This window comes from Pantoea sp. X-Soil-ISGK-275, assembly GCF_059730795.1.
In genome coordinates this window covers 2,691,773-2,716,558 of sequence record NZ_AP035976.1, presented here as the reverse complement: position 1 = coordinate 2,716,558, position 24,786 = coordinate 2,691,773, and the positions used below count along the sequence as shown (strand labels likewise).

The 24,786-nt window shown below is 45.7% G+C and carries 25 protein-coding genes and 1 other annotated feature; of the genes, 12 read left to right on the top strand and 13 right to left on the bottom strand.

All coding sequences use genetic code 11. The annotated features are described in order from the left end of the window. Positions 1-7 precede the first annotated feature (7 nt). The 11 genes from pseH (at position 8) to wzzB (ending at position 12,461) form a co-directional block, all read left to right on the top strand. Positions 8-601, top strand: a complete 594-nt coding sequence (gene pseH, locus AC6I8A_RS12755; RefSeq protein ID WP_497818608.1) for a UDP-4-amino-4,6-dideoxy-N-acetyl-beta-L-altrosamine N-acetyltransferase — start codon at positions 8-10, stop codon at positions 599-601. Between the two features lie 53 nt (positions 602-654). Beyond that, complete coding sequence (gene pseI / locus AC6I8A_RS12750; protein ID WP_497818607.1) at positions 655-1,701, top strand: pseudaminic acid synthase; 1,047 nt, start codon at positions 655-657, stop codon at positions 1,699-1,701. 1 nt (position 1,702) lies between these two features. After that, positions 1,703-2,926 (top strand): lipopolysaccharide biosynthesis protein, encoded by a 1,224-nt coding sequence (locus AC6I8A_RS12745; RefSeq protein WP_497818606.1) that lies wholly within the window; start codon positions 1,703-1,705, stop codon positions 2,924-2,926. Further along, a complete protein-coding gene (locus tag AC6I8A_RS12740; RefSeq protein ID WP_497818605.1) occupies positions 2,923-4,371 on the top strand; it encodes a capsular polysaccharide export protein, LipB/KpsS family in 1,449 nt (482 codons plus the stop codon). Before AC6I8A_RS12745 ends, AC6I8A_RS12740 begins: the two co-directional genes overlap by 4 nt. Further along, complete coding sequence (locus AC6I8A_RS12735) at positions 4,358-5,656, top strand: DUF6418 domain-containing protein (protein ID WP_497818604.1); 1,299 nt, start codon at positions 4,358-4,360, stop codon at positions 5,654-5,656. Before AC6I8A_RS12740 ends, AC6I8A_RS12735 begins: the two co-directional genes overlap by 14 nt. Before the next feature lie 2 nt (positions 5,657-5,658). Next, entirely contained in the window at positions 5,659-6,603 is a 945-nt protein-coding gene (locus AC6I8A_RS12730) for a glycosyltransferase family 32 protein (protein WP_497818603.1), read from the top strand. A 6-nt stretch (positions 6,604-6,609) separates the two neighbouring features. Further along, on the top strand, positions 6,610-7,707 hold the full coding sequence (locus AC6I8A_RS12725) for a glycosyltransferase family 4 protein (RefSeq protein ID WP_497818602.1): 1,098 nt from the start codon (positions 6,610-6,612) through the stop codon (positions 7,705-7,707). A 9-nt stretch (positions 7,708-7,716) separates the two neighbouring features. Further along, positions 7,717-8,631: a glycosyltransferase gene (locus AC6I8A_RS12720; protein WP_497818601.1), complete on the top strand. Its 915-nt coding sequence runs from the start codon at positions 7,717-7,719 to the stop codon at positions 8,629-8,631. 10 nt (positions 8,632-8,641) lie between these two features. Then, positions 8,642-9,793: a UDP-galactopyranose mutase gene (gene glf, locus AC6I8A_RS12715; protein ID WP_497818600.1), complete on the top strand. Its 1,152-nt coding sequence runs from the start codon at positions 8,642-8,644 to the stop codon at positions 9,791-9,793. 176 nt (positions 9,794-9,969) lie between these two features. Continuing rightward, positions 9,970-11,379 (top strand): NADP-dependent phosphogluconate dehydrogenase, encoded by a 1,410-nt coding sequence (gene gnd / locus AC6I8A_RS12710; protein WP_256696837.1) that lies wholly within the window; start codon positions 9,970-9,972, stop codon positions 11,377-11,379. 71 nt (positions 11,380-11,450) lie between these two features. Beyond that, complete coding sequence (gene wzzB, locus AC6I8A_RS12705; RefSeq protein WP_497818599.1) at positions 11,451-12,461, top strand: LPS O-antigen chain length determinant protein WzzB; 1,011 nt, start codon at positions 11,451-11,453, stop codon at positions 12,459-12,461. A 30-nt stretch (positions 12,462-12,491) separates the two neighbouring features. Here wzzB and AC6I8A_RS12700 read toward each other — a convergent pair whose 3' ends face one another. The 12 genes from AC6I8A_RS12700 to hisL all read right to left on the bottom strand — a co-directional run bounded on the left by AC6I8A_RS12700 (position 12,492) and on the right by hisL (position 22,384). Beyond that, the gene (locus AC6I8A_RS12700; RefSeq protein WP_497818598.1) at positions 12,492-13,607 is read right to left on the bottom strand and encodes a succinylglutamate desuccinylase/aspartoacylase family protein; all 1,116 of its coding nucleotides are present in this window, start codon (positions 13,605-13,607) and stop codon (positions 12,492-12,494) included. A gap of 111 nt (positions 13,608-13,718) precedes the next feature. After that, entirely contained in the window at positions 13,719-14,516 is a 798-nt protein-coding gene (locus AC6I8A_RS12695) for an ABC transporter substrate-binding protein (RefSeq protein WP_497818597.1), read from the bottom strand. 66 nt (positions 14,517-14,582) lie between these two features. Continuing rightward, entirely contained in the window at positions 14,583-15,059 is a 477-nt protein-coding gene (locus AC6I8A_RS12690; protein WP_497818596.1) for a YbaK/prolyl-tRNA synthetase associated domain-containing protein, read from the bottom strand. Positions 15,060-15,147: 88 nt separating this feature from the next. Then, on the bottom strand, positions 15,148-15,759 hold the full coding sequence (gene hisIE / locus AC6I8A_RS12685; protein ID WP_101763386.1) for a bifunctional phosphoribosyl-AMP cyclohydrolase/phosphoribosyl-ATP diphosphatase HisIE: 612 nt from the start codon (positions 15,757-15,759) through the stop codon (positions 15,148-15,150). Next, positions 15,753-16,529 carry an imidazole glycerol phosphate synthase subunit HisF gene (gene hisF, locus AC6I8A_RS12680; protein WP_137386100.1) on the bottom strand — a complete coding sequence of 259 codons (777 nt, stop codon included), beginning with the start codon at positions 16,527-16,529 and terminating at the stop codon, positions 15,753-15,755. The genes hisIE and hisF overlap by 7 nt, the downstream gene beginning before the upstream one ends. Then, positions 16,511-17,248 (bottom strand): 1-(5-phosphoribosyl)-5-[(5-phosphoribosylamino)methylideneamino]imidazole-4-carboxamide isomerase, encoded by a 738-nt coding sequence (gene hisA, locus AC6I8A_RS12675; RefSeq protein ID WP_497818595.1) that lies wholly within the window; start codon positions 17,246-17,248, stop codon positions 16,511-16,513. The genes hisF and hisA overlap by 19 nt, the downstream gene beginning before the upstream one ends. Further along, entirely contained in the window at positions 17,248-17,838 is a 591-nt protein-coding gene (hisH, locus tag AC6I8A_RS12670) for an imidazole glycerol phosphate synthase subunit HisH (protein WP_008104825.1), read from the bottom strand. Before hisH ends, hisA begins: the two co-directional genes overlap by 1 nt. Beyond that, positions 17,838-18,905, bottom strand: a complete 1,068-nt coding sequence (hisB, locus tag AC6I8A_RS12665) for a bifunctional histidinol-phosphatase/imidazoleglycerol-phosphate dehydratase HisB (protein WP_256696828.1) — start codon at positions 18,903-18,905, stop codon at positions 17,838-17,840. Before hisB ends, hisH begins: the two co-directional genes overlap by 1 nt. Beyond that, positions 18,902-19,978: a histidinol-phosphate transaminase gene (gene hisC / locus AC6I8A_RS12660; RefSeq protein WP_256696827.1), complete on the bottom strand. Its 1,077-nt coding sequence runs from the start codon at positions 19,976-19,978 to the stop codon at positions 18,902-18,904. The genes hisB and hisC overlap by 4 nt, the downstream gene beginning before the upstream one ends. Then, positions 19,975-21,282, bottom strand: a complete 1,308-nt coding sequence (gene hisD, locus AC6I8A_RS12655; protein ID WP_479489398.1) for a histidinol dehydrogenase — start codon at positions 21,280-21,282, stop codon at positions 19,975-19,977. The genes hisC and hisD overlap by 4 nt, the downstream gene beginning before the upstream one ends. 4 nt (positions 21,283-21,286) lie before the next feature. Beyond that, a complete protein-coding gene (gene hisG / locus AC6I8A_RS12650) occupies positions 21,287-22,186 on the bottom strand; it encodes an ATP phosphoribosyltransferase (RefSeq protein ID WP_008104821.1) in 900 nt (299 codons plus the stop codon). Between the two features lie 53 nt (positions 22,187-22,239). Beyond that, positions 22,240-22,361: a sequence feature (His leader region), on the bottom strand. Further along, positions 22,337-22,384 (bottom strand): his operon leader peptide, encoded by a 48-nt coding sequence (gene hisL, locus AC6I8A_RS12645; RefSeq protein WP_100396937.1) that lies wholly within the window; start codon positions 22,382-22,384, stop codon positions 22,337-22,339. Its footprint overlaps the feature before it by 25 nt. Before the next feature lie 176 nt (positions 22,385-22,560). Here hisL and AC6I8A_RS12640 point away from each other — a divergent pair, with 176 nt between their 5' ends. Then, positions 22,561-23,388, top strand: coding sequence for an SDR family oxidoreductase (locus AC6I8A_RS12640; RefSeq protein ID WP_256696825.1), 828 nt, complete (start codon positions 22,561-22,563; stop codon positions 23,386-23,388). A 102-nt stretch (positions 23,389-23,490) separates the two neighbouring features. On the opposite strand, the gene AC6I8A_RS12635 is transcribed toward AC6I8A_RS12640, so the two are convergent. After that, positions 23,491-24,768 (bottom strand): NAD(P)/FAD-dependent oxidoreductase, encoded by a 1,278-nt coding sequence (locus AC6I8A_RS12635; RefSeq protein WP_497818594.1) that lies wholly within the window; start codon positions 24,766-24,768, stop codon positions 23,491-23,493. Positions 24,769-24,786 lie beyond the last annotated feature (18 nt).

Genomic DNA, 24,786 nt, shown 5'->3' with positions numbered 1-24,786 from the left:
AAAAATCATGGGAAATGATAATAAAAATATTATAACGTTAACTAATATTCTCAAAGTTCCGCTTGATATTAAAAATTCCATACGAAATATACGTAACGAAGAAAGTGTTCGTAAATGGATGTACACCGATCATATTATTTCTGAAAGTGAACACGCCAATTGGCTCAGTCAATTAGAGCATGATAATAGAAATATCGTTTATACTGTCTTTGTTGATGGTGAAGAGCCATTAGGTGTAATAAGTATTAATTCGATAGATAAGCAACATGAAAGAGCTGAATGGGCATATTATTTAACGTCATCTGCTCGCTCTGGTATAGGTGCTATTCTTGAGTTTCATATTATTAATTTTATTTTTGAAAAATTGAAATTAAAGAAATTAAACTGTGAGGTTATTGAGAGCAATGACAGTGTTGTTAGCTTGCATTTAAAGTTTGGATTCCAAAAGGAAGGTTTTAGAAAAAGTAATATAAATAAAGATGGTAAGCGTTTGGGGGTGCATTTGTTAGGTCTTACAAATGATAACTGGGAAAAAGTTAAACCAGATTTGCAAAAAAAATATGAAAAGATCTTTGCAAAATATAACGTTCACTGGCAGTGATAAAATCCCATTCTTCAAAATGAATAAAATTAATTGAAGTGTTAGGAGTTGAAATGAAGAGCATTAAAATTAACAACCGACTTATTGGCGATACCGAACCACCATTTATTATTGCTGAAATGTCTGCAAATCATAATGGAAGAATTGAAACAGCGTTTAAAATAATTGAGGAAGCTAAAAAATCTGGTGCAGATGCCGTTAAGTTGCAGACATATACTGCTGATACAATAACACTAAAATCCGATGCTCCTGAGTTTAAAATTAATGGCGGTTTGTGGCACGGGAGAACACTTCATGATCTTTATTTGGAAGCCCAAATGCCTTGGGAATGGCATAAGCCATTATTTGAATTCGCGAAAGAACAAGGTATTACGATTTTTAGTTCTCCATTCGATTTTACTGCCGTTGATTTACTGGAGAGTCTTAATGCGCCTGCATATAAAATAGCTTCTTTTGAAGCTGTGGATATTCCACTGATAAAATATGTTGCTCAGACAGGAAAGCCGATGATTATCTCTACAGGGATGGCTGATGTTAATGAGATTCAGGAGGCAATTGATGCGGCGCGATCAAATGGCTGCCACCAGCTCGCTATTTTGCATTGCGTTAGTGGCTACCCAGCTCCGGCTTCAGAATACAATCTTGCGACAATAGCAGATATGGCTAAGCGATTTGATGTCCTCACAGGTCTATCTGATCATACACTGGATAATACAACGGCAATTGCAAGTGTTGTCTTAGGTGCCAGAATTATCGAAAAACACTTTACGTTAGACCGAAATGGTGGTGGACCAGATGATAGCTTCTCTCTTGAACCTGAAGATTTGAAAAATCTGTGTGATGGTGCGAAAACTGCTTGGGAGGCTGTTGGTAAAGTCAACTATGCCAGAACCTCGAGTGAGCAAGGCAATGTTAAATTCAGAAGGTCGATTTATTTTATAAAAAATATGAATGCAGGCGATATTATAGATGAAACCTGCATTAAAAGTGTAAGGCCAGGTTTTGGTATGGCTCCGAAATATTGGAATTCAATAATTGGAAAAACTGTACTAGAAGATGTAAAAGAAAAAACTCCGGTGCTAGAGAATTTATTAAAATAGAATGAATATTCTCCCTTTTTTTAATATTTCATTGCGCGCAATTACTATGTTAAGTAGATTCGCGCTTATGTTCTTTATGGCAAAATATTTGTCTGCTTCAGAGATGGGGTTGTATGGATTGTTATCAACCACTATAGTTTTTTCTTTATATGTTGTTGGTATGGATTTCTACATCTATACAACTAGAGAATTAATAAAATCTGAGCGGACCGTTTGGGGGCGCCATTTAGCATCACAAATAAAGTTAAGTTTTCTACTTTACTTAATTTATATACCAGTTTTATCGTGTGTGTTTTATTTTAAATTAATTCCTTTGTCGTCATTACCCTACCTCATAGTCATATTGATACTTGAACATTTATGCCAAGAGTGTCAACGAGTAATCATTGCTGCGCACCAACCAATTAAAGCCAACGTAGGTTTATTTATACGTAATGGGTGTTGGCCACTAATTTTAATTCTTCTAACCTTATATGGTTTTGTAGATAAAGATATTTATTCAGTATTTAAAGCATGGATATTTGGGGATTTGATTGCTGGATTATACTTCATTTTCATAATCAGAAAATTGAATGTTTCAGGCTGGATGTTAAAAAGCGACTGGGAATGGGTCAAGAAAGGCGTAAAAGTATCATTACTATTTCTTGTTGGAACGTTAGCATTAAGGTTCAATACGGTTTTAGAACGATATTGGATACAATATATAGATGGTATTGAGTTGGTAGGTATATACTCTTTTTTTCTTGGGGTAAACTCCGTTATTTCTAATTTTATAGATGCAGGGGTCGTTTCATTCCTTTATCCTAAGCTAATCAAGGCATATAGCGATAAAGACAACAAAAAATATTCGATAATAAAAAACAAATTATGTAAGCAAATAATCTTGTGGACTACTTTATTGAGTGCCAGTAGTATATTATGTATTAATCAGGTTTTAACTTTTATAAATAAGCCCGCTTATTTTGAATATATCGGTATTTATTATATAACGTTAATAAGTGCAGTTATTTCATGTTTTGCATTGATACCTCATTACGAATTATATGCGCAAGGTAAAGATAAAGTTATTGTCAAATTGCACCTTCAGTCATTAATTGTATTTGTTATATGTGGCCTATCATTGACAAAGTTTATTGGAGTTTATTCCATTCCATTATCAGTGATGATTGCACAATCATTTATTTTAATTGCGAAAGTACATAAATTAAAAAGAAGTGTTCAATGAATATATTAATTCTCATAAATAGCGCACCAAAATATAAGTATTTTTTTAATGAGTTGGCTTCTTCTTTTGAGAACAGTGGCCATAAGGTTTTTTATGCGGTTGATTCAACCAGTTCATCATATATGGAGCCTGTTGACGAAATTGACAATGGTAAAGAAACTTACTATTTTTCTGAATACTTTCATAAGCATTATAATGATCCTCAACATGAAGAGTTGTATAGATGTAGAATAGGGGAGTTTTATTATTCTGATTTCGATCGTTTCCTAACGCATGGTTACAATTTAAATAAAGATAAAGTATATTGGGCTAAATTAAAATTGTGCTTAGATAATTATTTTTATCATCTAATTAAAGATAAAAACATAGATATAGTAGTTTACGAGAGCATTTCTAATAGTTTTGCATATTCTGCATTTAGAATATGTCAACTATTAGATAAGTCTTATGTGGGACTAATGGGCTCAAGGATTCCAGGACACCTTGAGTTACAAAGCTCAATTATTGACAATGAGGTTGAAGCAATAAAGTCCTTATCCAGAACTAAACATTCAGAGAGTGACTATGAGTGGTTTAATGAATACCGCCGTAATATTGTGTCAATTCAACCAGATTACATGAAAAATAATCATTTAAATACAACATCGCTCTCCAAATTGCTGAAATTAAATAGACTCAATACACTGTATAGAATTTTAAAAGAGGGTGTTAGTAAGTCAAGTTTTTATGATTATCAGCGAGGGGGGTTAATCAAGAAAATATTTAACAACACGGCGGTTAATTTACATAGAACATTTACTGCTTTTCTGTCGAAAAAGTTCTTTATTGACGAAAATCATTTGAGGGAAATAGATGAGGAATATTACGTATATCCTATTCATTATCATCCTGAATCATCAACATCAATATTAGCCCCAGATTACACTAATGAATATGTCAATATTATTAACATTGCTAATAAGTTACCTATTGGTAAATATCTTTATGTGAAAGACCATGTTTCTGCAAAAGGAACACAATCATTAAGCTTTTACAAAAAAATAAATAGCTTGCCTAACGTCAGGTTAATTAATAGCAGTGTGAATATCAAAACTTTGATAAAGAAATCTTTAGCCGTTATATCAATAAATAGCACTGCAGGGTATGAAGCTCTCTTATTAAACAAAAAAGTATATATATTTGGAAGGGTTTTTTATGAATGTTTTCCTAATGTAACTATGCTAAAGAATTTCGCAGAGCTTTCTGAAGCTTTAGATAATAATGATTTTAATGATGAAAAAATGGCAAATTGGTTTATTGCTTATAAAAAATATACAATAAACATGCCTCTATATATAGGTGACCATTCAAAAGGTGATAGGATGTACTATGATCGTCTATGTTCAGAAATAATAAACTTTTATCATAAGAAAAAAGCTGAGAGTGACGTGAATGTTATCATTTAAAATCACTGATAAAAAATTGTTCTTTTTGAGTTTGCAACTAATTACTTTCGCTTGCTTATTAGCTCTTATTAATGGTGCTAATATGGTTTCAAATTATATCTCTTTTTTTTCTTATGTTGTACTCATAGTAAGTATCTTGCTGTATGATAAAAGAGTTTTTTATCTGTCTTTCTTTCTAATATACAGTTTCATCGGGCAGCTGATTTCAGTAATAATAATTGAGCATAATTGGAGCCTCTATGAACTAGGTAGTGTTAAAGGCTATGTAAGTTATGCTCTAATTTACTTAGTTATTACGGCAATTATTTTGACAACACTTTCAGCGTATCTCATAGGAAAAAGCATATTTAAATATAAAGACTCGACGTTTCTTGATAAAATAAATAAAAATAAAATCTTATACTTTTTGCCTCTGCTATACCTTTTTCTCATATATATACCCATCATAGCATACGGAACAGCATTTTCATTCAGTGCCGGTAATCGGCTTGCTTATCGTAGTCAAATACCGTCTTTTTTTGGTTATCTTTTTCAAATCCGAGCGTTGATATTTCCTTTAGCAGGTCTTTATTTGCTCAGCAGAAAAAAGATGCATGGGTATATTTATCTTTTATTAGCCCTTCTCTGGAATTTGCTTATTGGGGAGAAAGCGAGTGGCTTGATTGTTACGCTCTATTCCTTTTTAATTCCATTTGTTTTGGTTGAATTCAAAAAAATAACATATTCCCGTATTTTTATAGTTGTCACAACATGTGTTATGTTAATTATAGTTAGTATAATAATAAATTACGTTGTAATTGAAAATGCGAATGCAGCACTCATATTCGATAGAATGTCTATGCAGGGGCAGTTATGGTGGTTTTATTTTAACCAAGTGGTTGCTAATGGAAATCTTACACATCCATTTTCTCAGGAGTTCAGTTCTGATAATGTCGGCCTAATTGCATTAATGCAATATTCCATGCCTAAGGATTTGTTTGATTTTTATATGGCAAACAAAATAATTTTAACTAATGGATTCCCTGCAATTTTTGTATTCTATTTTGGCAGTTATTGGCTAATCCCCGCTATATTATGTTGTTTCGTATATATGCTTCCCGTGTATTTTTTGACAAGAAGTTTATATATGGGACATATATTTAGTTTTTTAATATCGGTTCGTGTTTTTACGTCAATAATTACATTGATGGCCGAGGGGTCTATCGCGACATTCCTAGACTATAAACTTTTTGTGTATCTATTTATTTTAATTTTGTTGCAGTACTTGCCGAGGCTTAAGGTCTGACAATGAAACAATTTATGCGTAAGATTTGTATTATTTTTTATAAATTAATTAAAACTCTTTCTTTGTATATAACAGGCAGACCAGTTGAATATAAAAAAAAAGATAATGATATAATCATAACTGGTAATAGTTCTAATGAAATACGACAGAAAATACCTAAAGTAATATGGGTATATTGGCATGATGATGTGCTACCCCAATTGGTGCGAACATGTGTTTCTATTTTGATAAAGCGTAATCCTGGATATGAAGTTAACGTACTTTCAAAAAAAACAGTCAATAACTTCCTGCCTGGACTAAAATTCATAGATGACATTACAACTGTTCAGGTACAAGCAGATATTATTCGATTAAAACTGTTACACTGTTATGGTGGTGTTTGGGTTGATGCAAGTGTTTTGTTTTTAAAAGACTTAGGCTGGTTAAAGAATATCTGTGATGAGCAAAAATATGACTTAATTGGTTTTTATAGGAAAAGATTGAGTTCTAATATGCAGAAACCAATTTTTGAAAACTGGATGCTTTGTTGCCCCCCTAAAACCGCTTTTATAAAAAGTTGGCTAGAAACCTTCGAACCGGTAATGAATCTTGGACTTCAAGCATATCATGAAAAACTTAAAACCAGATCTGATTATATTGAGCTTAAGCAAAATATCAATATTCCAGAATATCTCTCAGCTTATATTGCAGGTCAAATCGCCTTAAAAAATACGCCACAAACCAGTGCATATTTAATTTCTGCTGAAGGTACTGCATATTTTTATCATGAATCTTATCCTCAAAAAACCAAGATATTAAGTAAGGTTTGGTGTGAACTTAATGCACCTAAAACTCTACCTCCACTAATAAAGCTAACTACTCAAAATAGACAATGTGTCCAGCATAGCAAGAGTATTAATAAAAATAGCATTATTGGTCTTGCAATGAATGTTAAAGATCATTATTGAGGTTTTATGAATAAAAAAATTGCTTTTATAGTGTCTGATATTACTGCGACAGGTGGCATTGAGAGGGTCATAATAAAGAATGCTAATGAATTAGTAAGCGAAAATTGTGACGTTAAAATTATTTCTGTACATCAAAGTAAATCAGAACCTTTTTATGATATAGATAATAGAGTAAAGGTTGTTTACATTGATAATAAGGTCACTAAAAACACCAAACCTGGTTCATTCAGCAAGTTTCTTAGTCATTTAACATCCTCAATAAAACTCAATACATATATATTAAAAAATGCAAATTACATATATATAGTTAATTCATTTCCTATGGCTTTGATTTCTTTTGTTGCATTTTTTTTAGTGAAATATAAATTTGTGGTTGAGCATGTCCACTATGATTATTATAACAAAGCAATGAAGCTCACTAGAAAATATGTTTATAGGTTTTTTGATTCTGTTATTACTCTAACTGAACGCGATGCCGTCAAGTTTTCAAAATTAGGGCTGAATGTAAGTGTAATACCTAATCCTTTATGTTTTCAACCCAATTGTCATCATATAAATTCTCATGCTGAAAAAAGATTAATTGCGGTTGGGCGATTAGAGACACAAAAGGGATTTGATCTTTTGATTAAGGCTTTTGAGGCTATTAATGGTGATGCTAGGGATGATTGGACTTTACATATTTATGGTGAAGGTAGTCTTAGGAGTGAATTACAAGAATTAATTGATACATTAAATTTATCCAAAAAAATCTTACTTAAAGGTAACGTTAAAAATTTGGAAACCATTTATCCGGAATATGATTTATTTGTATTCTCCTCAAGGTTTGAAGGATTTGGAATGGTGTTATTAGAAGCAATGAGCTGCGGTTTACCATCTATCTCGTTTGATTGTCCTACTGGTCCAAGAGAAATACTTGATGATGGTAAATATGGTATCTTGTGTATGCCTGAAAACATAAACTCTCTAAGTTTAGCTATGAATGAATTAATGAATGATGACGTGAAGCGTAGTTTATACGCAGAGAAAGCGATATTTAGAAGTCATCACTATCATATTTCTGAAATTAGTAAGCTGTGGATTAGTTTGTTAAATAAAACTAAATGATGATATCTTATGAAAAATTCAGTTGCCTTGGTTCTTGTTACCTTTAATCGAAGTGCTCTTTTATGCGAAATGCTACAGTCTATAGCTTTTTTAGCAATTAAACCCAACCATGTTTTTATTATAGATAATAATAGTTCTGATAACACATCGACAGTTGTATCCAAATTTATCAATGCTAATGTCTCACAAATGGAAGTTTCATATCATAATACCGGGGAAAACTTAGGTGGAGCTGGGGGGTTTGAGTTCGGTAGTAAGTTGGCATTTGAAGCGGGATACGAATGGATATGGTTGGCAGATGATGACATTGCATTAGAAAGTGACTGTCTTTCAGAGTTAATGAAGTATAAAAACTCTGCAGACATACTTCAGCCAATGCGTATGAATGTTGATGGGACTTGTGCAGAAATTTCAGGTATCGATTATGAGATTAATAATATATTTAGATTGAATCCTAAGAAAAAACGAATCGTTGATATTTTTAATAAAGATTGGGATATTTGTCCTCTGCGAACCATACCCTTTGAAGGACCTTTAATCAATCGAAGAGTTTTTCTAGATGTCGGCTTTCCAAATCCTCGTTTCTTTATTTTTTATGATGATCTTGATTTTGCTATTCGAGCTGAAAAACAGGGTTATAAGATTGCCTGCGTTAAGTCGGCAAGGTTAACGCGTAAAATTCCATTCATTCAAAGTTTAGCACTAAACTCATGGAAAGGTTATTTTATGTATCGTAACTTTTTTAAAGTTCAAATGAGTTATGCTACCCGAAAAATTGCACTTTTTCGGGTTTTTTCTATTTTTACGTTGGTCGCTGCGCATTCGATTATAACAGGACGATTAAAATCATTACCAATTCTTTTTGATGCTCTTAAAGATTCGATTAGTAAAGAATTCCCCACAAATCCTAAATATAAACCTTAAGTATAATATTATGAAAAATACAATAGCTATTGTTGGCGCAGGCCTTAGTGGTGCTGTGATTGGAAGACAACTTGCGGAAGCTGGTTTCAGAATTGAGCTATTTGATTCTCGTAATCACATCGGTGGCAACTGCTACACGGAACGTGATAGCACTACCAATGTTTTAGTCCATACCTACGGCCCTCATATATTTCACACAAATAATCGTACTGTATGGGATTATGTTAACAAATTTTCTAATTTTAAGCCTTATGTCAATCGTGTAAAAGCGCGAACGAAAGGTCGAATTTTTTCTCTTCCAATAAATTTGCTTACAATAAATCAATTTTATGGTGAATGTTTGTCACCTCAGCAGGCTAAAGACTATATTAGTAATATTGCTGATAAAACAATTACTGATCCGCAAACCTTTGAAGATCAAGCTTTGGCATTTATTGGAAAAGATCTTTATGAGGCTTTTTTTAGGACTTATACCATTAAGCAGTGGGGAATGGAGCCAAGCGAACTTCCAGCAAGTATCCTTAAGCGTCTTCCTGTCCGATTCAATTATGATGATAATTATTTTTCACATGATTATCAAGGGATGCCTGAACATGGTTATACCCCAATGATTGAATCAATCCTTGATCATGAAAACATAAAAATTCATCTTAGCACTGAATTTAAAGCCGAGCAGGCTGAGTTGTATAATCATGTTTTTTACAGTGGAACTATTGATGGGTTCTTCGATTATAGATTAGGGCGCTTGCCATATCGCACTCTTGATTTTATTACAGAAGTACATGATGGTGATTATCAGGGTTGTGCGGTAATGAATTATTGTGATAATTCCGAAAAGTTCACAAGAATTACAGAACACAAGCACTTCTCCCCATGGGAATTTCATGATAAATCTGTCATTTATAAAGAATACAGCAGAGAATGTGAAGAGGAAGATATTCCATATTATCCTATTCGCTTAATTAGTGACAAACATTTACTTAAAAAATATATAACTGCGGCAGAAGAATTAAATAATATTTCTTTCGTAGGTCGTTTGGGGACTTATCGATATTTGGATATGGATGTCACGATTGAAGAGGCGTTAAATGCTGCGTCTAAATTCTTGTCATTAAAGTCTTCACAGGCAAAAGTCCCTGTCTTTTTTGTTGATTTAGTTTGATTTCTTAGATTATGTGAAATTTTACAAATACGGTTTATATTTAATCACTCAGTATATTGCTATAAACATACAGATTGTATTTAGCACCTTATACTATCTCATAATGAGTTTTTTAGGTTAACATCGGTGTTACTTAAACCGCGCTTGTCGTGGTATTCACATGATAGGAGTATGTAATGTCCAAGCAACAAATCGGCGTTGTAGGTATGGCGGTAATGGGCCGCAATCTAGCTCTGAACATCGAAAGCCGTGGCTACACGGTATCCATCTTCAACCGCTCGCGTGAGAAGACCGATGAAGTGATTGCTGAGAATTCAGGTAAGAAACTGGCTCCTTTTTACACTGTAGAAGAGTTCGTTGAATCGCTTGAAAAGCCTCGTCGTATCCTGCTGATGGTGCAAGCGGGTGAAGCCACAGACAAAACCATCGCTTCACTGACTCCTCATCTCGACAAAGGCGACATCCTTATCGACGGTGGCAACACCTTCTATAAAGATACTATTCGTCGAAATAAAGAACTTTCGGATCAAGGCTTCAACTTTATCGGTACGGGTGTTTCCGGTGGCGAAGAGGGCGCATTGAAAGGCCCATCAATCATGCCTGGCGGCCAGAAAGAAGCGTATGAGTTGGTTGCTCCAATTCTCGATAAGATTGCTGCGCGTGCTGAAGATGGTGAGGCTTGTGTTGCTTACATCGGTCCTAATGGTGCTGGTCACTATGTGAAGATGGTTCACAACGGCATTGAATATGGTGACATGCAATTGATCGCAGAAGCCTATGCATTGCTGAAAGGCGCGCTGGGTTTGAACAACGAAGAGTTGGCTAAAACTTTCACCGATTGGAACAACGGCGAGCTAAGCAGCTATCTGATCGATATCACCAAAGATATCTTCACCAAGAAAGACGAAGATGGAAAATACCTTGTTGATGTGATTCTGGATGAAGCCGCAAACAAAGGAACCGGTAAGTGGACCAGCCAAAGTTCACTGGATCTTGGCGAGCCATTATCTCTTATTACCGAATCTGTTTTCGCTCGTTACCTCTCCTCACTCAAGTCTCAACGTGTTGCTGCATCTAAGGTGCTTAGTGGTCCACAAGCGCAAGCTTTCACTGGCGACAAAGCTGAGTTCGTTGAGAAAGTGCGTCGTGCTCTTTACTTGGGTAAAATCGTTTCTTACGCGCAGGGCTTCTCACAGTTGCGTGCAGCATCAGAAGAAAACGAGTGGGATCTGCATTACGGCGAAATCGCTAAGATTTTCCGTGCCGGTTGCATTATTCGTGCTCAATTCCTGCAGAAAATCACTGATGCTTATGCAAGCAATGCTGATATTGCTAACTTGCTGTTGGATCCTTACTTCAAGAATATTGCCGATGAATATCAGCAGGCGCTGCGTGATGTCGTCTCCTATGCGATTCAGAATGGTATTCCAACGCCGACTTTCTCTGCTGCGATCGCTTACTATGACAGCTATCGTTCAGAAGTATTGCCTGCTAACCTGATTCAGGCTCAGCGTGACTACTTTGGTGCGCATACTTATAAACGCATTGATAAAGAAGGTGTGTTCCACACCGAGTGGTTGGATTAATATTATTTAACACCTCTCAGTTGTGAGAGGTGTTTTTTCATTAGGTTTTTGTTTTGTGAGTCATTTTATATATGAAAGACAGTGAAAATTCCAATTCAGAAAGTTCAAATTTTCAGCAGGTTTCTTACAATAATGATAATGAAGTTGATCTGGTTGATATAATAGTACAACTCTGGAAAGGTAAAATTACTATAGTGGTAACGGTTATAATTACTTTGGCGTTGAGTCTCGTTTATTTAAACGTTGTAAAGGAAAAGTGGACGTCAAAAGCCATAGTTACTCTTCCTGCTGCCGGTCAGGTTGCTAATTATAACGCGACGTTAAGTACGTTATATGCGCAAAACCCACAAGATAAACCTTCGATTACTGACTTGCAAAATCAAATGTTCATTCGTTTTAGTGCATCAATGAATGCATTGTCAGGTTCCCTTGCTAATCAAGAGAAACCAACAACCTTACGCATTGAACAGGTAAATAAAGGAAGTAATGATTCTCTTGCTATCTCTTTTGTTGCTGAAAGCGGAAAGCAAGCGCAGGAAACCCTTTCAAAATATATCGCAGAAGTTAATAAAGATGTTGTTGATGACTTTGGTTCTGATATCAAAAAGAATCTAGGTGTTAAAGCCAAGGAGTTGTCAAATATACTTGATGCTCATAAACAAATTGCCATTAATAAAAAACAGCATCGTATTGACGTGATTAACCAAGCATTAAAAGTAGCAATGCAGTCGGGTTTAACCAAATCACAGTTAAAAGAAGCATCATACCTCTCCGACGACACTTTGTATCTTTTAGGAAGCGATGCATTAAATGCTATGATCGCCAATGAAGCAACAAAACCATTAGACTATGATGATGATTATTACACTGCACAACGTGCGCTACTCTCAGTAACTCATGTCCAGATTCAGACAGATAATTTGCAATCTTTCCGTTATATTGCAAAAGCGGATCTACCATTTAGAAGAGATAGCCCTAAGAAAACATTAACTGTATTGTTAGCGTTAATTTTAGGCGGTGTATTAGGCTCTTCAATTGTAATTGGTCGTAACGTTGTAGCTAATTATCGCAATCGACACTAATTTTAGAACCGGCCTTTTAGGCCGGTTATTTTATCCCACCAGCAACTCTCCCCGTCTCCCCGCATTCTCCCCAGCCAACCGCACCACCAACATCCCAGCCGTCACAAACCTGGTCAAATTCCTCGCATACAACACGCCACCAAACTCAGCCACCAGCGGCATCACCTGGTCAGTAATCGGGTCAACAACCTCAGCTACCACTTCCCCAGCCTTAATCCACTCGCCCAAATTACGTCGGTAAAACACCAATCCAGATTGCGCTGCATGAATATACTCACATCCCGCCAGCGCCGTCGCCGGATGAATCAGGGCAGGGGACTCACCCACTTCACCGGCAATATATCCGCCCTCAATCAGTGCATTGATAATCGCGTCAGCATCTTTCTCCGCCAGCTCTGGCGATACATCCGCCACACCGCGAAGTTCCAGCGTCACCGGCAGCAAGCCGCGCGGCATGGGATACTCATCGCCAAAGCGCTCTGCCAGCGTCAGCCACGGCTCACAGCAAGCCTCATCAAAAGGTTCGCCGCCCGAAATCTGCGCCAGCAACTGCACTTCACTACCTAACCAACGCGCGAGTGGTTCAATATCCGGCCATGCGTGCGGCGTAGTGTACAGATGCGGCAGCGCATCCCAGTCGCAATGCAGATCAATCATTAAATCCGCCTGGCTGGCCATACGCATCAGCGTAAAGCGCTGGGCATCCAGTTCGGTGCGGGCAATGCGGTCACGATAATGGCGATCAATCGCTTCCCTGATTAGGCGTTTGTTTTCGTATTCACTTTGCGTCAGTGAGCCGGCGAGTTCTTCAACCAAGGCTTCACCCAATGCCGGGAAGCGGCGGTTAAAGTCTTGTCCTGATAACGTATGGAAACGCCCGAGATGGCTACCGTGCCAGTGTTGTCCCATGGCTAAAGGATTCGCCACCGGCACCAATGTGATTTTGGATTTGAGTTGTCCGGCAGATTCCAGCGCCAGCAGTTTCTGTTTCAAGTACCATGCCACCGCCATGCCCGGCAGTTCATCGCCGTGCAGCGCAGCCTGAATATAGACGCGTTGCTGCGAATCGGTGCCGAAGTGGAAGCTGACAATTTCGCGTTGCGTGCCCAGCGAGGCGCTTAATAGAGGATGATGTTGTTGTTGCATAACGCTATCGATGTCCTTTATTCATGGCACGCATTCAGCGACGCCTGATTTATTTTCTGATGGAATTATAGTGCTGAGTGCGAAAAGGGCGGCAAAAAGCCGCCCAAAAGATTACTGCTGGATAGAGATGTCAGTCGCGAAGTACTGTTTCTGAATCTTATCGAAAGTGCCGTTCTTCTTAAGCTCGGCAAACGTGTTATCCAGCGCGGTTTTGAGTTCGGTGTCGCCTTTACGCAGACCAATCGCAGTGCCCGGACCAATAATTGGATCCTGCACAATCGGGCCTGCTAATTCGAAATCTTTGCCCTGCGGATGTTTCAGGAAACCATTTGCGGCCTGGGCAGCATCGGTAAACACCACATCAAGACGGCCCGAAATCAAATCACTCTCAACCTGTGCCTGATCGCCATAAGGTACAACCTGCACGCCATGCGGCTGCCATTTTGCCAGCGCATAACGCTCCTGCACGGTGCCTTGCTCAACGCCCACGGTTTTGCCTTTCAGCGATTCAGCGGTTGGCAGCAGGCCAGAACCTTTACGCGCAATCAACTGCGTATGGGTGTTGTAAAGCGGCACGGTGAAATCAATCTGCTTCAGACGTTCTTCGGTGATGCCCATATCAGACAGGATGGCGTCGAACTTACGTGCTTTTAGCGCCGGGATCATGCCATCGAACTGGCTCTCCACCCACACGCATTTAGCCTTCACTTGCTCACACAGCGCATTGCCGAGATCGATATCAAAACCGACCAGTTTGCCCTGTGGGGTTTTGGATTCGAAAGGAGGATAGGTAGGATCAACCGCGAAACGCAATTGATCAATTTTTGCCTGCGCGCCAAATGCGCAACCTGCCAGTACAGCCAGCGCCAGCGTCTGACGCAGGCGGGCGGTTAAACGAGAAATTGCCATAATATCGGTCTTCTTTTGATGTGATGTTGAGTCAGAAAGAGTACCGCTCAGGGCCTGGCAAGGCAATTAGAGGATTATTTTCATCACGTTACCATTATGCAGCGCCTGATAATCCGCAATGTTAAGCACCACAGATTGCTCCAGCAATCCGGCGTTAAAGGCGATTTCGTCATAGCGTTCGAACAGCAACGGATCAACCACCAGTTGTAAATCAGGATGGAAACTAAACGGGGGAATAGCGCCAAAAACGCAGCCGGTCAGCGTATCCACTTCTGCCGGTGATGCCAGTGAAGCACGTCGACCACCAACCGCTGACGCCACTTTGCTGAGATCCGCTTGCTGATCGGCAGGCAGCACCGCCAGCACATGTTGCTTGATGCCGTTGCCTTTCACATGACACACCAGCGCCTTCGCGCCTTGCCCAACTTCCGTGCCGCGAATCGCCGCCACCGCTTCGCACTTGCCGGTCGCTTCATGTTCCATCACGCGATAGCGCGCCTGATATTGGTTGAGCAGGGCGAGCAATTTTTCATGTGTGGTCATGGTGTTTTCCATGCTGATGAATAGCGTAGGGTGCGCATTTATGCGCGCCTGGGACATTGGTCGCCATGAATGGCGACCCTACGAAACGTTATTTATGACGTGCGCGCAGATTATTGATGATGGTGCTCAAATCCAGCTCCTGATCTTGCAACAGCACCATCAGGTGATAAAGCAGATCCGAAGCTTCATTGGTCAACTCGTGACGATCGTTAACCGTTGCTGCCAACGCCGTTTCCACGCCTTCTTCACCCACTTTCTGGGCGATACGCTTGGTGCCGCTGGCGTAGAGTTTCGCGGTATAAGAACTCTCTGGATCGGCGCTTTTGCGCGAAGCCAGCAGTTGCTCGAGCTGATAGAGGAACGTCCAGTCTGGCGCAGCCGGTGAGAAGCAGCTGGAAGTGCCGAGATGGCAGGTTGGGCCAATCGGATTGGCCAGCACCAGCAAGGTATCGTTATCGCAATCCGGCGTGATGCTTGCCACTTGCAGGAAGTGGCCCGAGGTTTCGCCTTTGGTCCATAAACGATTTTTAGTGCGTGAGAAGAAGGTGACATTGCCCTCGCTGAGGGTTTTTTGCAGCGCTTCTTCGTTCATATAACCGTGCATCAGCACTTCGCCGGAAACGTTGTGCTGGACGATAACGGGCATCATGCCCGCAGTTTTGACCCAATCCAGCCTGGCCAGTTGTTCTGCAGTTAACACGCGCGAATCTCCACACCGTTGTCGATCAGGAAGTTTTTCAACTCGCCGATATTGATAATTTGTTTGTGAAACACCGAAGCCGCCAGCGCGCCATCAACGTTCGCCTGCTCAAAGGCGTCAAGGAAGTGCGGCATGGTGCCTGCGCCGCCGGAGGCGATCAGCGGCACTTTGCATACATCGCGCACTTTCTTCAGTTGCACCAAATCGTAGCCGTTACGCACGCCATCCTGGTTCATCATGTTGAGGACGATTTCACCCGCGCCCAGCTTCTGCACTTCCTGCACCCAATCCAGGGTTTCCCACGTGGTCACTTTGGTGCGCGCTTCGTCGCCGGTGTACTGATTGACGTGATATTTGCCGCTCGCTTCGTCAAACCAGGTATCGATGCCCACCACGATGCACTGCACGCCAAAGCGATCGGCCAGACGCGTAATCAGCGTAGGATCGGCTAATGCCGGCGAGTTGATGGAGATCTTGTCGGCACCGAACTGCAGAATGCGCGCCGCGTCTTCTTCGCTCTTGATGCCGCCCGCCACGCAGAACGGAATATCGATTACTTCCGCCACGCGTGACACCCAGCTTTTGTCCACGACGCGGCCATCTGATGAGGCGGTGATATCGTAGAACACCAGCTCGTCCGCGCCTTCCTGCGCATAGCGCTGCGCCAGCGGCACGATGTCGCCGATGATTTCGTGGTTGCGGAACTGAACGCCTTTCACCACTTGCCCGTCACGCACATCGAGACAAGGAATTATCCGTTTTGCCAGCATGCAATCGCCTCCGCCACCGTGAATTTATCTTCCAGTAAAGCGCGGCCAACGATCACGCCCTGCGCGCCACTGCCGCGTAATGCCGCGATGTCATCCAGCGAACCGATGCCGCCCGACGACTGGAAAGCGATGTCCGGGAAGGCCGCAGAGACTTCTTTGTAAAGTTCGACGTTGGAGCCGCTTAGCGTACCGTCACGCGAAATGTCGGTGCACAGCACATGCTTGAGGCCAACCGGCTGATACCAGCCAATCACCTCTTCCAGCGTTACGCCCGCTGCTTCCTGCCAGCCGCTGATCGCCACTTCTTTACGGTTGTTGGCATCAATGCGCACATCCAACGCCAGCACGATGGCGTCCGCGCCAAACTCGCTAAACCAGCTTTTGACTTCTTCCGGTTGCTTCACCGCGGTTGAACCGACCACCACGCGCGTGGCACCCGCTGCCAGCAGCGCCGCCACGTCATCGCGATGGCGGATGCCGCCGCCCACCTGCACCGGCACGGTCACGCCGCGCAGTAAGGTGGTGAGCAGGGGGATCTGACGTTTGGCCGGATCTTTCGCGCCGGTCAAATCCACCAGATGCAGCACTTCAGCGCCCTGACGTTGGTAATCCTGCAAGCGCGGCAGCGGATCGCTACCGTAATCGCGCTGCTGGCCGTAATCGCCCTGATGCAGGCGCACCACTTTGCCGTCGATTAAATCTAATGCGGGGATAATCATCACATCTCCAGGAAATTTTTCAGCAACTGCGCGCCTGCTTTGCCCGAACGCTCCGGGTGGAACTGCACGCCGAAGAAGTTATCTTTCTGCAAGGCGGCAGTGAACGGATGACCGTAATCGCACTGCGCGATGGTGGCCGCATTCACCGGCATGGCGTAGCTGTGCACGAAGTAGAAGTAGCTGCCATCGGGAATGTCGCGGAACAGATGATGGCCCGCTTTAGCGGTGATCTGGTTCCAGCCCATGTGCGGCAGCGGTAAATCCTGCGTGTCCATCAGCGTGACCGGCTCATCAACCAGGCCCAGCGTGGTGACGCCGCCGTTCTCATCGCTCCCACGACCGAGCAGCTGCATGCCGAGGCAAATGCCGAGCACCGGCTGGGTGCAGGCTTTGATTAGGTCGATGAGATCGCGCTCCTGCAGCTGGTTCATCGCCGCCTGCGCGGTGCCCACGCCAGGCAGCAGCAGCTTGTCAGCATGCAGCACCACATCCGGGTCGCGGCTCACCTGCGGCGTGTAGCCGAGGCGCTCAATCGCCCACTTCACCGACGACAGGTTGGCGCAGCCGGTATCGAGAATCACCACGTTCATCACAGCACTCCTTTCGAGCTCGGCAAGGTGTTGCCTTCCACGCGAATCGCCTGGCGCAGCGTGCGGCCAAAGGCTTTGAACAGGCTCTCCACGCGATGGTGATCGTTGCGGCCTTTGGTTTTCAGGTGCAGCGTGCTCATCATGGCGTAGGAGAGCGAGCTGAAGAAGTGCTCGACCATCTCGGTGCTGAGATCGCCCACGCGCTGGTAGCTGAACTCGGCTTTGAATTCGATGTGCGGACGGCCGGAGATATCCAGCGCGCAGCGCGCGAGGCACTCATCCATTGGCAACACGAAGCCAAAACGACCGATGCCACGTTTGTCGCCCAGCGCTTTCAGCAGCGCTTCGCCGAGCGCCAGACCGGTATCTTCCACGGTGTGGTGATCGTCGATGTAGAGATCGCCTTTCACATCGATGTTCATGCGGAAACCGCCGTGCACCGCAATCTGGTCCAGCATGTGATCAAAGAAGCCGACGCCGGTGTTAATTTTGCTGCCGCCTTCACGATCCAGCCACACTTCGACTTTAATCTGCGTCTCTTTGGTGTTGCGCTGCACCAGCGCATAGCGGTCGCGCTTGGTCAGGCGCGCCTGAATCGCATCCCAATCTTCGCCTTCCGCGCCGTAACGCAGGCCCTGAATGCCCATATTCTGCGCCAGCTGAATATCGGTGAGACGATCGCCAATCACGTAACTGTTAGCGGTATCGAGCGCACCAGCGGCCAGCCAGGCTTCCACCATTTTGGTCTTCGGCTTGCGGCAATCGCAGTTATCTTCTGGCATATGCGGGCAGATCAGGATGTCGCTGAAATTCACGCCTTGTGAGCTGAGAATCTGCATCATCAGGTTGTGCGGGCCGTCGAAATCGGCCTGCGGGAAGCTAGCGGTGCCGAGGCCATCCTGATTGGTGATCATCACCAACTGAAAACCCGCTTCCTGCAACGCCAGCAGCGCAGGAATGGCGTTCTTCTCAAACGCCAGCTTCTCCATGCGATCCACCTGATAATCGGTGGGTGGTTCAGAGATGATGGTGCCGTCGCGGTCGATAAAAAGGATCTTCTGACTCATGCTTGCTCCACTGATAAGGCTTGCAGCGCGGCGATCAGGCGCTCGCACTCTTTACGGGTGCCGATGGAGATGCGCAGGCATCCCGCAAGGCCGGGGTTTTTGTTTTGGTCGCGCAGAATAATGCCTTGATCCCACAGCGTTTTAAACACTTTTGGCGAATCAGTGAAGCGCGCCAGAATGTAGTTGGTTTCGCTTGGGAACACCTGTTGCACCACGCTAATCTGCGGCAACTGTTCAAACAGCCAGGCACGATTGGCGTTCAGCTCGGCAACGTGCTGACGCATCAGCGCAATACCTTGCTCGCTCAGCGCTTGTCCGGCCACATCCGCCACCGGCGTGGCGAGCGGATAGGGTGCAATCACCTTCATCAGCAGATCGATCACCGGCTTGTTCGCCAGGGTGAAGCCGCATCGCAATCCGGCCAAGGCAAAGGCTTTGGACAGCGTGCGCAGAATCACTAAGTGCGGATACTCCTGCAGCCAGCCCGCCAGCGTCGCTTCCGGGCAGAACTCGATATAGGCTTCATCGGCCACCACCAGCGCTTTACCGGCGGTCGTTTCCAGCAGCTCGCGAATGTCATCGGGATTGATCAGGTTGCCGGTCGGATTGTTTGGACTGCACATATAGACGACTTTTACGCCGTCGAGCTGGTCGGCAATCGCCGGCAGATTTAGCTGCCAGTCATCGAGTGCCGCCACGGTACGGTATTCGATGCCGATGGTTTCGGCGCTGACGCTGTACATGCCGTAGGTTGGCGGGCAGAACAGAATCGCATCTTTGCCCGGCTCGCAGAAGGCGCGCATCAGCAGTTCGATACCTTCATCCGCGCCGCGACTGACCAGAACCTGCTCCGGCGTCAAACCGGCGTAAGCGGCGTAACGCTCAATAACAATTTTTGGCTGGCATTCCGGATAGCGGTTCAGCGTCTGCTGCGACAGTTCAAAAGGCACCGGCAGCGGGAATTCATTGGCGTTCAGCCACACATCACCGTTACCACCCAGACGACGCGCCGATTGATACGGCGTCAGCGCTCGCACGTTGGCGCGTGCCAACGCTTCAATATTCAGGCTCATGCTTGCTCCTTCAGCGCGGCAACACGCAGGGTAACGGCATTTTTGTGGGCTTCCAGCTGCTCGGCGGCGGCCAGCGTTTCAATCGTCGCGGCAAGGTTGAGGAAGCCTTGCGGCGTCAGCTCTTGCACCGTCATACGTTTCTGGAAATCGGCCAGGCCAAGGCTGGAACAGGTGGCGGTGTAACCGTAGGTCGGCAGCACGTGATTAGTGCCAGACGCGTAATCGCCCGCTGATTCCGGTGACCAGTCGCCAAGGAATACCGAACCGGCGCTGGTAATGCTATCCACCAGATCGCGCGGTTGACGCGTCTGAATGATCAGGTGCTCCGGGCCGTAGAGGTTGGAGATCTCGATGCACTGATCCAAATCGCGCAGCACAATCAGGCGGCTGCTTTCCAGCGCCTGACGCGCGGTAGCGGCACGCGGCAGCTGCGCCAGTTGCTCTTCAACCGCTTGCGCCACGCCTTCGGCCAGTTGCAGCGACGGCGTCAGCAGAATTACTTGTGAATCCGGGCCGTGTTCCGCCTGCGACAGCAAATCGGATGCCACGAATGCTGGCGTAGCGCCTTCATCGGCAATCACCAGCACTTCGGATGGACCGGCCGGCATATCGATCGCCGCGCCATCTAACCGCTGGCTAACCTGACGTTTAGCTTCGGTCACGTACGCGTTGCCTGGGCCAAAAATCTTGTCCACTTTCGGCACAGTTTCGGTGCCGAAGGCGAGGGCGGCGATGGCTTGCGAGCCGCCAACCTGAAACACCTCATTCACGCCGCACAGCTGCGCGGCATAAAGAATTTCATCGGCAATCGGCGGCGGCGAACACAGCACCACGCGACCGCAACCGGCGATGCGTGCCGGTGTCGCCAGCATCAACACGGTTGAAAACAGCGGGGCGGAACCGCCAGGAATATACAAACCCACCGATTTCACCGGACGGGTAATCTGCTGGCAGCGCACGCCAGGCTGGGTTTCCACATCCACTTCCGCCAGAATCTGCGCGTTGTGGAAGGTCTCGATATTCGCCACCGCAACCGCCATCGCCTGCTTCAGCGTGTCGCTGAGACGATCGCTGGCGGCTTGCATCTCTTCGGCGCTGATGCGCAGGTTATCCACCTGCGCTTTGTCGAAGCGCGCGCTAAATTCACGCAGCGCCGCATCACCACTCTCTTTCACTTGTACCAACACGTCACGCACGATCTGGCTGATACTTTCTGAAGCCGAAATCGCCGGACGCATCAGCAGCGCTTGCTGCTGCTCTGCGCTGCATTGCTGCCAATCAATGGGTGTCATCAGAGTGCTCATGGTGTTACTCCAACATTTTTTCGATTGGCAGCACGAGGATCGAGCTGGCACCCAGCGACTTCAGCTTCTCCATGGTTTCCCAGAACAGCGTTTCGCTGCTCACCATGTGCATCGCCACGCGGCTGACATCACCGGCCAGCGGCAGCACGGTTGGACGCTCAGCGCCCGGCAGCAGCGCAATCACTTCATCCAGACGCTCGCTTGGCGCGTGCAGCATGATGTACTTGGATTCACGCGCTTTAATCACGCCCTGAATACGCGTCATCATTTTGTCGACCAGCTCTTGCTTGGCGGCCGGCAGTTCGCCGTCGCGCTGAATCAGCACCGCTTTAGAACGGTAGATCACTTCGACTTCGCGCAGACCGTTAGCTTCCAGCGTGGCGCCGGTTGAAACCAGGTCACAAATCGCATCGGCCAGGCCAGCGCGTGGTGCAACTTCAACAGAACCGTTCAGCAGACAGGATTTGAAGGCGACGCCTTGTTTATCGAGGTATTTCTTCAGCAGGTGTGGATAAGAGGTGGCGATGCGGGCGTTATTCAGGCATTGCGGGCCGGTGTACTCTTCATCAACTGGCATTGCCAGCGACAGGCGACAACCGCCGAAATCCAGACGACGTAGCGTGAAGTAACGCGGATCTTCGCCCTGAGCACGACGGTTCAGCAGCTCCTCTTCCAGCACGTTTTCACCGACGATACCGAGATCGACGACGCCATCCATCACCAGGCCAGGAATATCATCATCACGCACGCGCAGGATGTCGATCGGCATGTTCTCCGCAAACGCAATCAGACGCTGTTGCTGAAGGTTGATTTTGATACCGCAGCGTGCCAGCAGTTCGCGTGATTCATCACTTAAACGGCCAGATTTCTGCATAGCTATGCGAATACGGGTGTTATCTAACATGGTTCCTGTCCTCTTATTCAATCCTGTCTGAACGTGTTGGTTTGCGTTCGCCCATAAAAAAACCCCCGGAAGATGATCTTCCGGGGGCTCTCTTTGCGTTCGCACCACTGGAAGATCCTAATCGTCTCCCAGCACACATCGCCTGAAAGACTAGTCAGGATGATGGTGATGATGGTGGTTGAACTGAACGCGTGTCATAGTAAATTCCGTTGCTGAATGAGTATTCATTTGCGTGCTGAATAACCTAACGAAGATGGTGACAATTGGCAACCCTTTTTTAACCGTCAATTTCCGGAATCTCCCGAAACAGTTTGCGCTGGTTTGGCACATCTGGCCGCACTAAGATGAAGTGTGAGCCCATAGCAGGAGTCGATATGAAAAAGGTCGCGATTGTAGGTCTGGGATGGCTGGGGATGCCGCTGGCGATGGCGCTAACGGCACGCGGCTGGCAGGTCACCGGCAGTAAAACCTCGCCGGATGGCGTGGACGCCGCACGCCGCTGTGGCATCGAAGCCTTCCAACTGGTGCTGACGCCCGAGCTGGAGTGTGAAGCCGAAGAGTTAGATACGCTGATGTCCGTCGATGCGCTGGTGGTGACGTTACCCGCTAGCCGCACGGTGAAAGGCGGTGAAGATTACATGCAGGCGGTGCAGAACGTGGTGGACACCGCGCTGGCGAAAAAAGTCCCGCGCATCATTTTCACCAGCTCAACGTCAGTGTACGGCAGCGGCGAAGGTGTAATGAAAGAGACCAGCCCACTGCAGCCGGAAACTGTCGCCGGCAAAACGCTGGTGGAGCTGGAGAACTGGCTGCACGATCTGCCCGGCACCAGCGTGGATATTGTGCGCCTCGCGGGATTAGTGGGGCCGAATCGTCATCCAGGTCGTTTCCTCGCAGGAAAAACCGGGCTGGAAAACGGCGGTCATGCGGTCAATCTGGTGCATCTCGATGATGTGGTGGATGCGATTGTCCTGTTGCTGCAAACCCCAAAAGGCGGGCACATTTACAATCTGTGTGCATCGAAACACCCGTCGCGCGATAGCTTTTATCCCAGCGTGTCGAAGCAGCTGGGGCTGGAACCGCCGACGTTTGTGGCGGAGCCGGAGCGTTCTAACGGGAAGGTGATTGATGGCTCGAAAATCGCTAATGAGCTGGGGTTTGAGTACACCTATGATGACCCGATGAAAATGCCGTTGGAATGATTTTCCCCTCACCCTAACCCTCTCCCGCAAGCGGGCGAGGGAATGTTTTGCTCCCTCTCCCTGTGGGAGAGGGCCGGGGTGAGGGCATCAGCACGCAGCAGATCAAACCCCAAACCGATCCCTCAGCGCATACCATGCCGCCCCCATCGCCGTGAGCGGCACCTTAAACCGTCTCCCACCTGGAAACGGCAGATGCGGCAATTTTGCGAACGCATCAAATCTCTCGGCGTGCCCACGTAGCACTTCAGCAATCAACTTCCCCGAAAGATGCGTACAGGTCACGCCATGCCCGCTGTCGCCCTGCATAAAGAAGGCATTCTTTTCAACCTGGCCAAACTGCGGCATGCGCGACAGCGTAAGCAGGAAATTGCCGCTCCAGCGGTGGCTGATTTTGATATCCCGTAACTGCGGAAAGGTGCGCAGCAGCTTGGGACGAATCAGCGCTTCAATGTCATCCGGCTCACGCGCGCCATACACTACGCCGCCGCCGTACAGCAGGCGGTTATCGGCGGTGAGGCGGAAATAATCCAGAAGGTAGTTACAATCTTCAACGCAGTAATTGTTCGGCAGCAAACCCAGCGCCTGGTCACTCGTTAAAGGTTCGGTGGTGACGATCTGCGAACCGCAAGGCATGCTTTTGCGCGTCAGGCGCGGTTCAAGCTGCGACGGCAAATAGGCGTTGCCGGCAAAAATTACGAAGGTGGCGCTGACTGCGCCTTTAGCGGTTTTTACACGATGCGGTGCACCATATTTCACTTCTGTCGCCGCTGACTGCTCATAAATGCGCCCGCCGTGACGGCGAATCGCTTCGGCTTCACCCAGCGCCAGATTAAGCGGATGCAGATGGCCGCCGCGCTTATCAAGCAAGCCACCGACATAACGATCGGTCGCTACTTCACGCCGAATGCCGCGTTCGTCGAGCAGCTCCAAATCGTGATTACCGTAGCGCGCCCAAAGTGCTTTTTGGCTGCGCAGATGGCCCATTTGCCGCTGATTCAGCGCGGCGAAAATGCCGCCAGGACGATAGTCGCAGGCGATGGCATATCGGTCGATGCGATCGCGAATGATCTCCGCGCCTTCAAACATCATGCTGCCAAGCATTTGTGCGGTCAGCTTGCCGTAGCGCTGCTCAATCACATCTACGTCACGGCTGTAGGAGTTGACGACCTGGCCGCCATTGCGGCCGCTGGCACCAAAGCCAATTTTCGCCGCTTCAAGCAGCACTACGTCGTAACCGGCTTCGGTGAGAAACAGCGCGGACGAGAGCCCGGTAAAGCCGCCGCCAATGATGCAGACATCGCACTGCACCGACTCTTGCAGCGCCGGCCACGGCTCATGCGCGTTGGCGGTCGCGGCGTAATAACTTCCCACATGTTGCATGACATCCTCCTTAAGCGC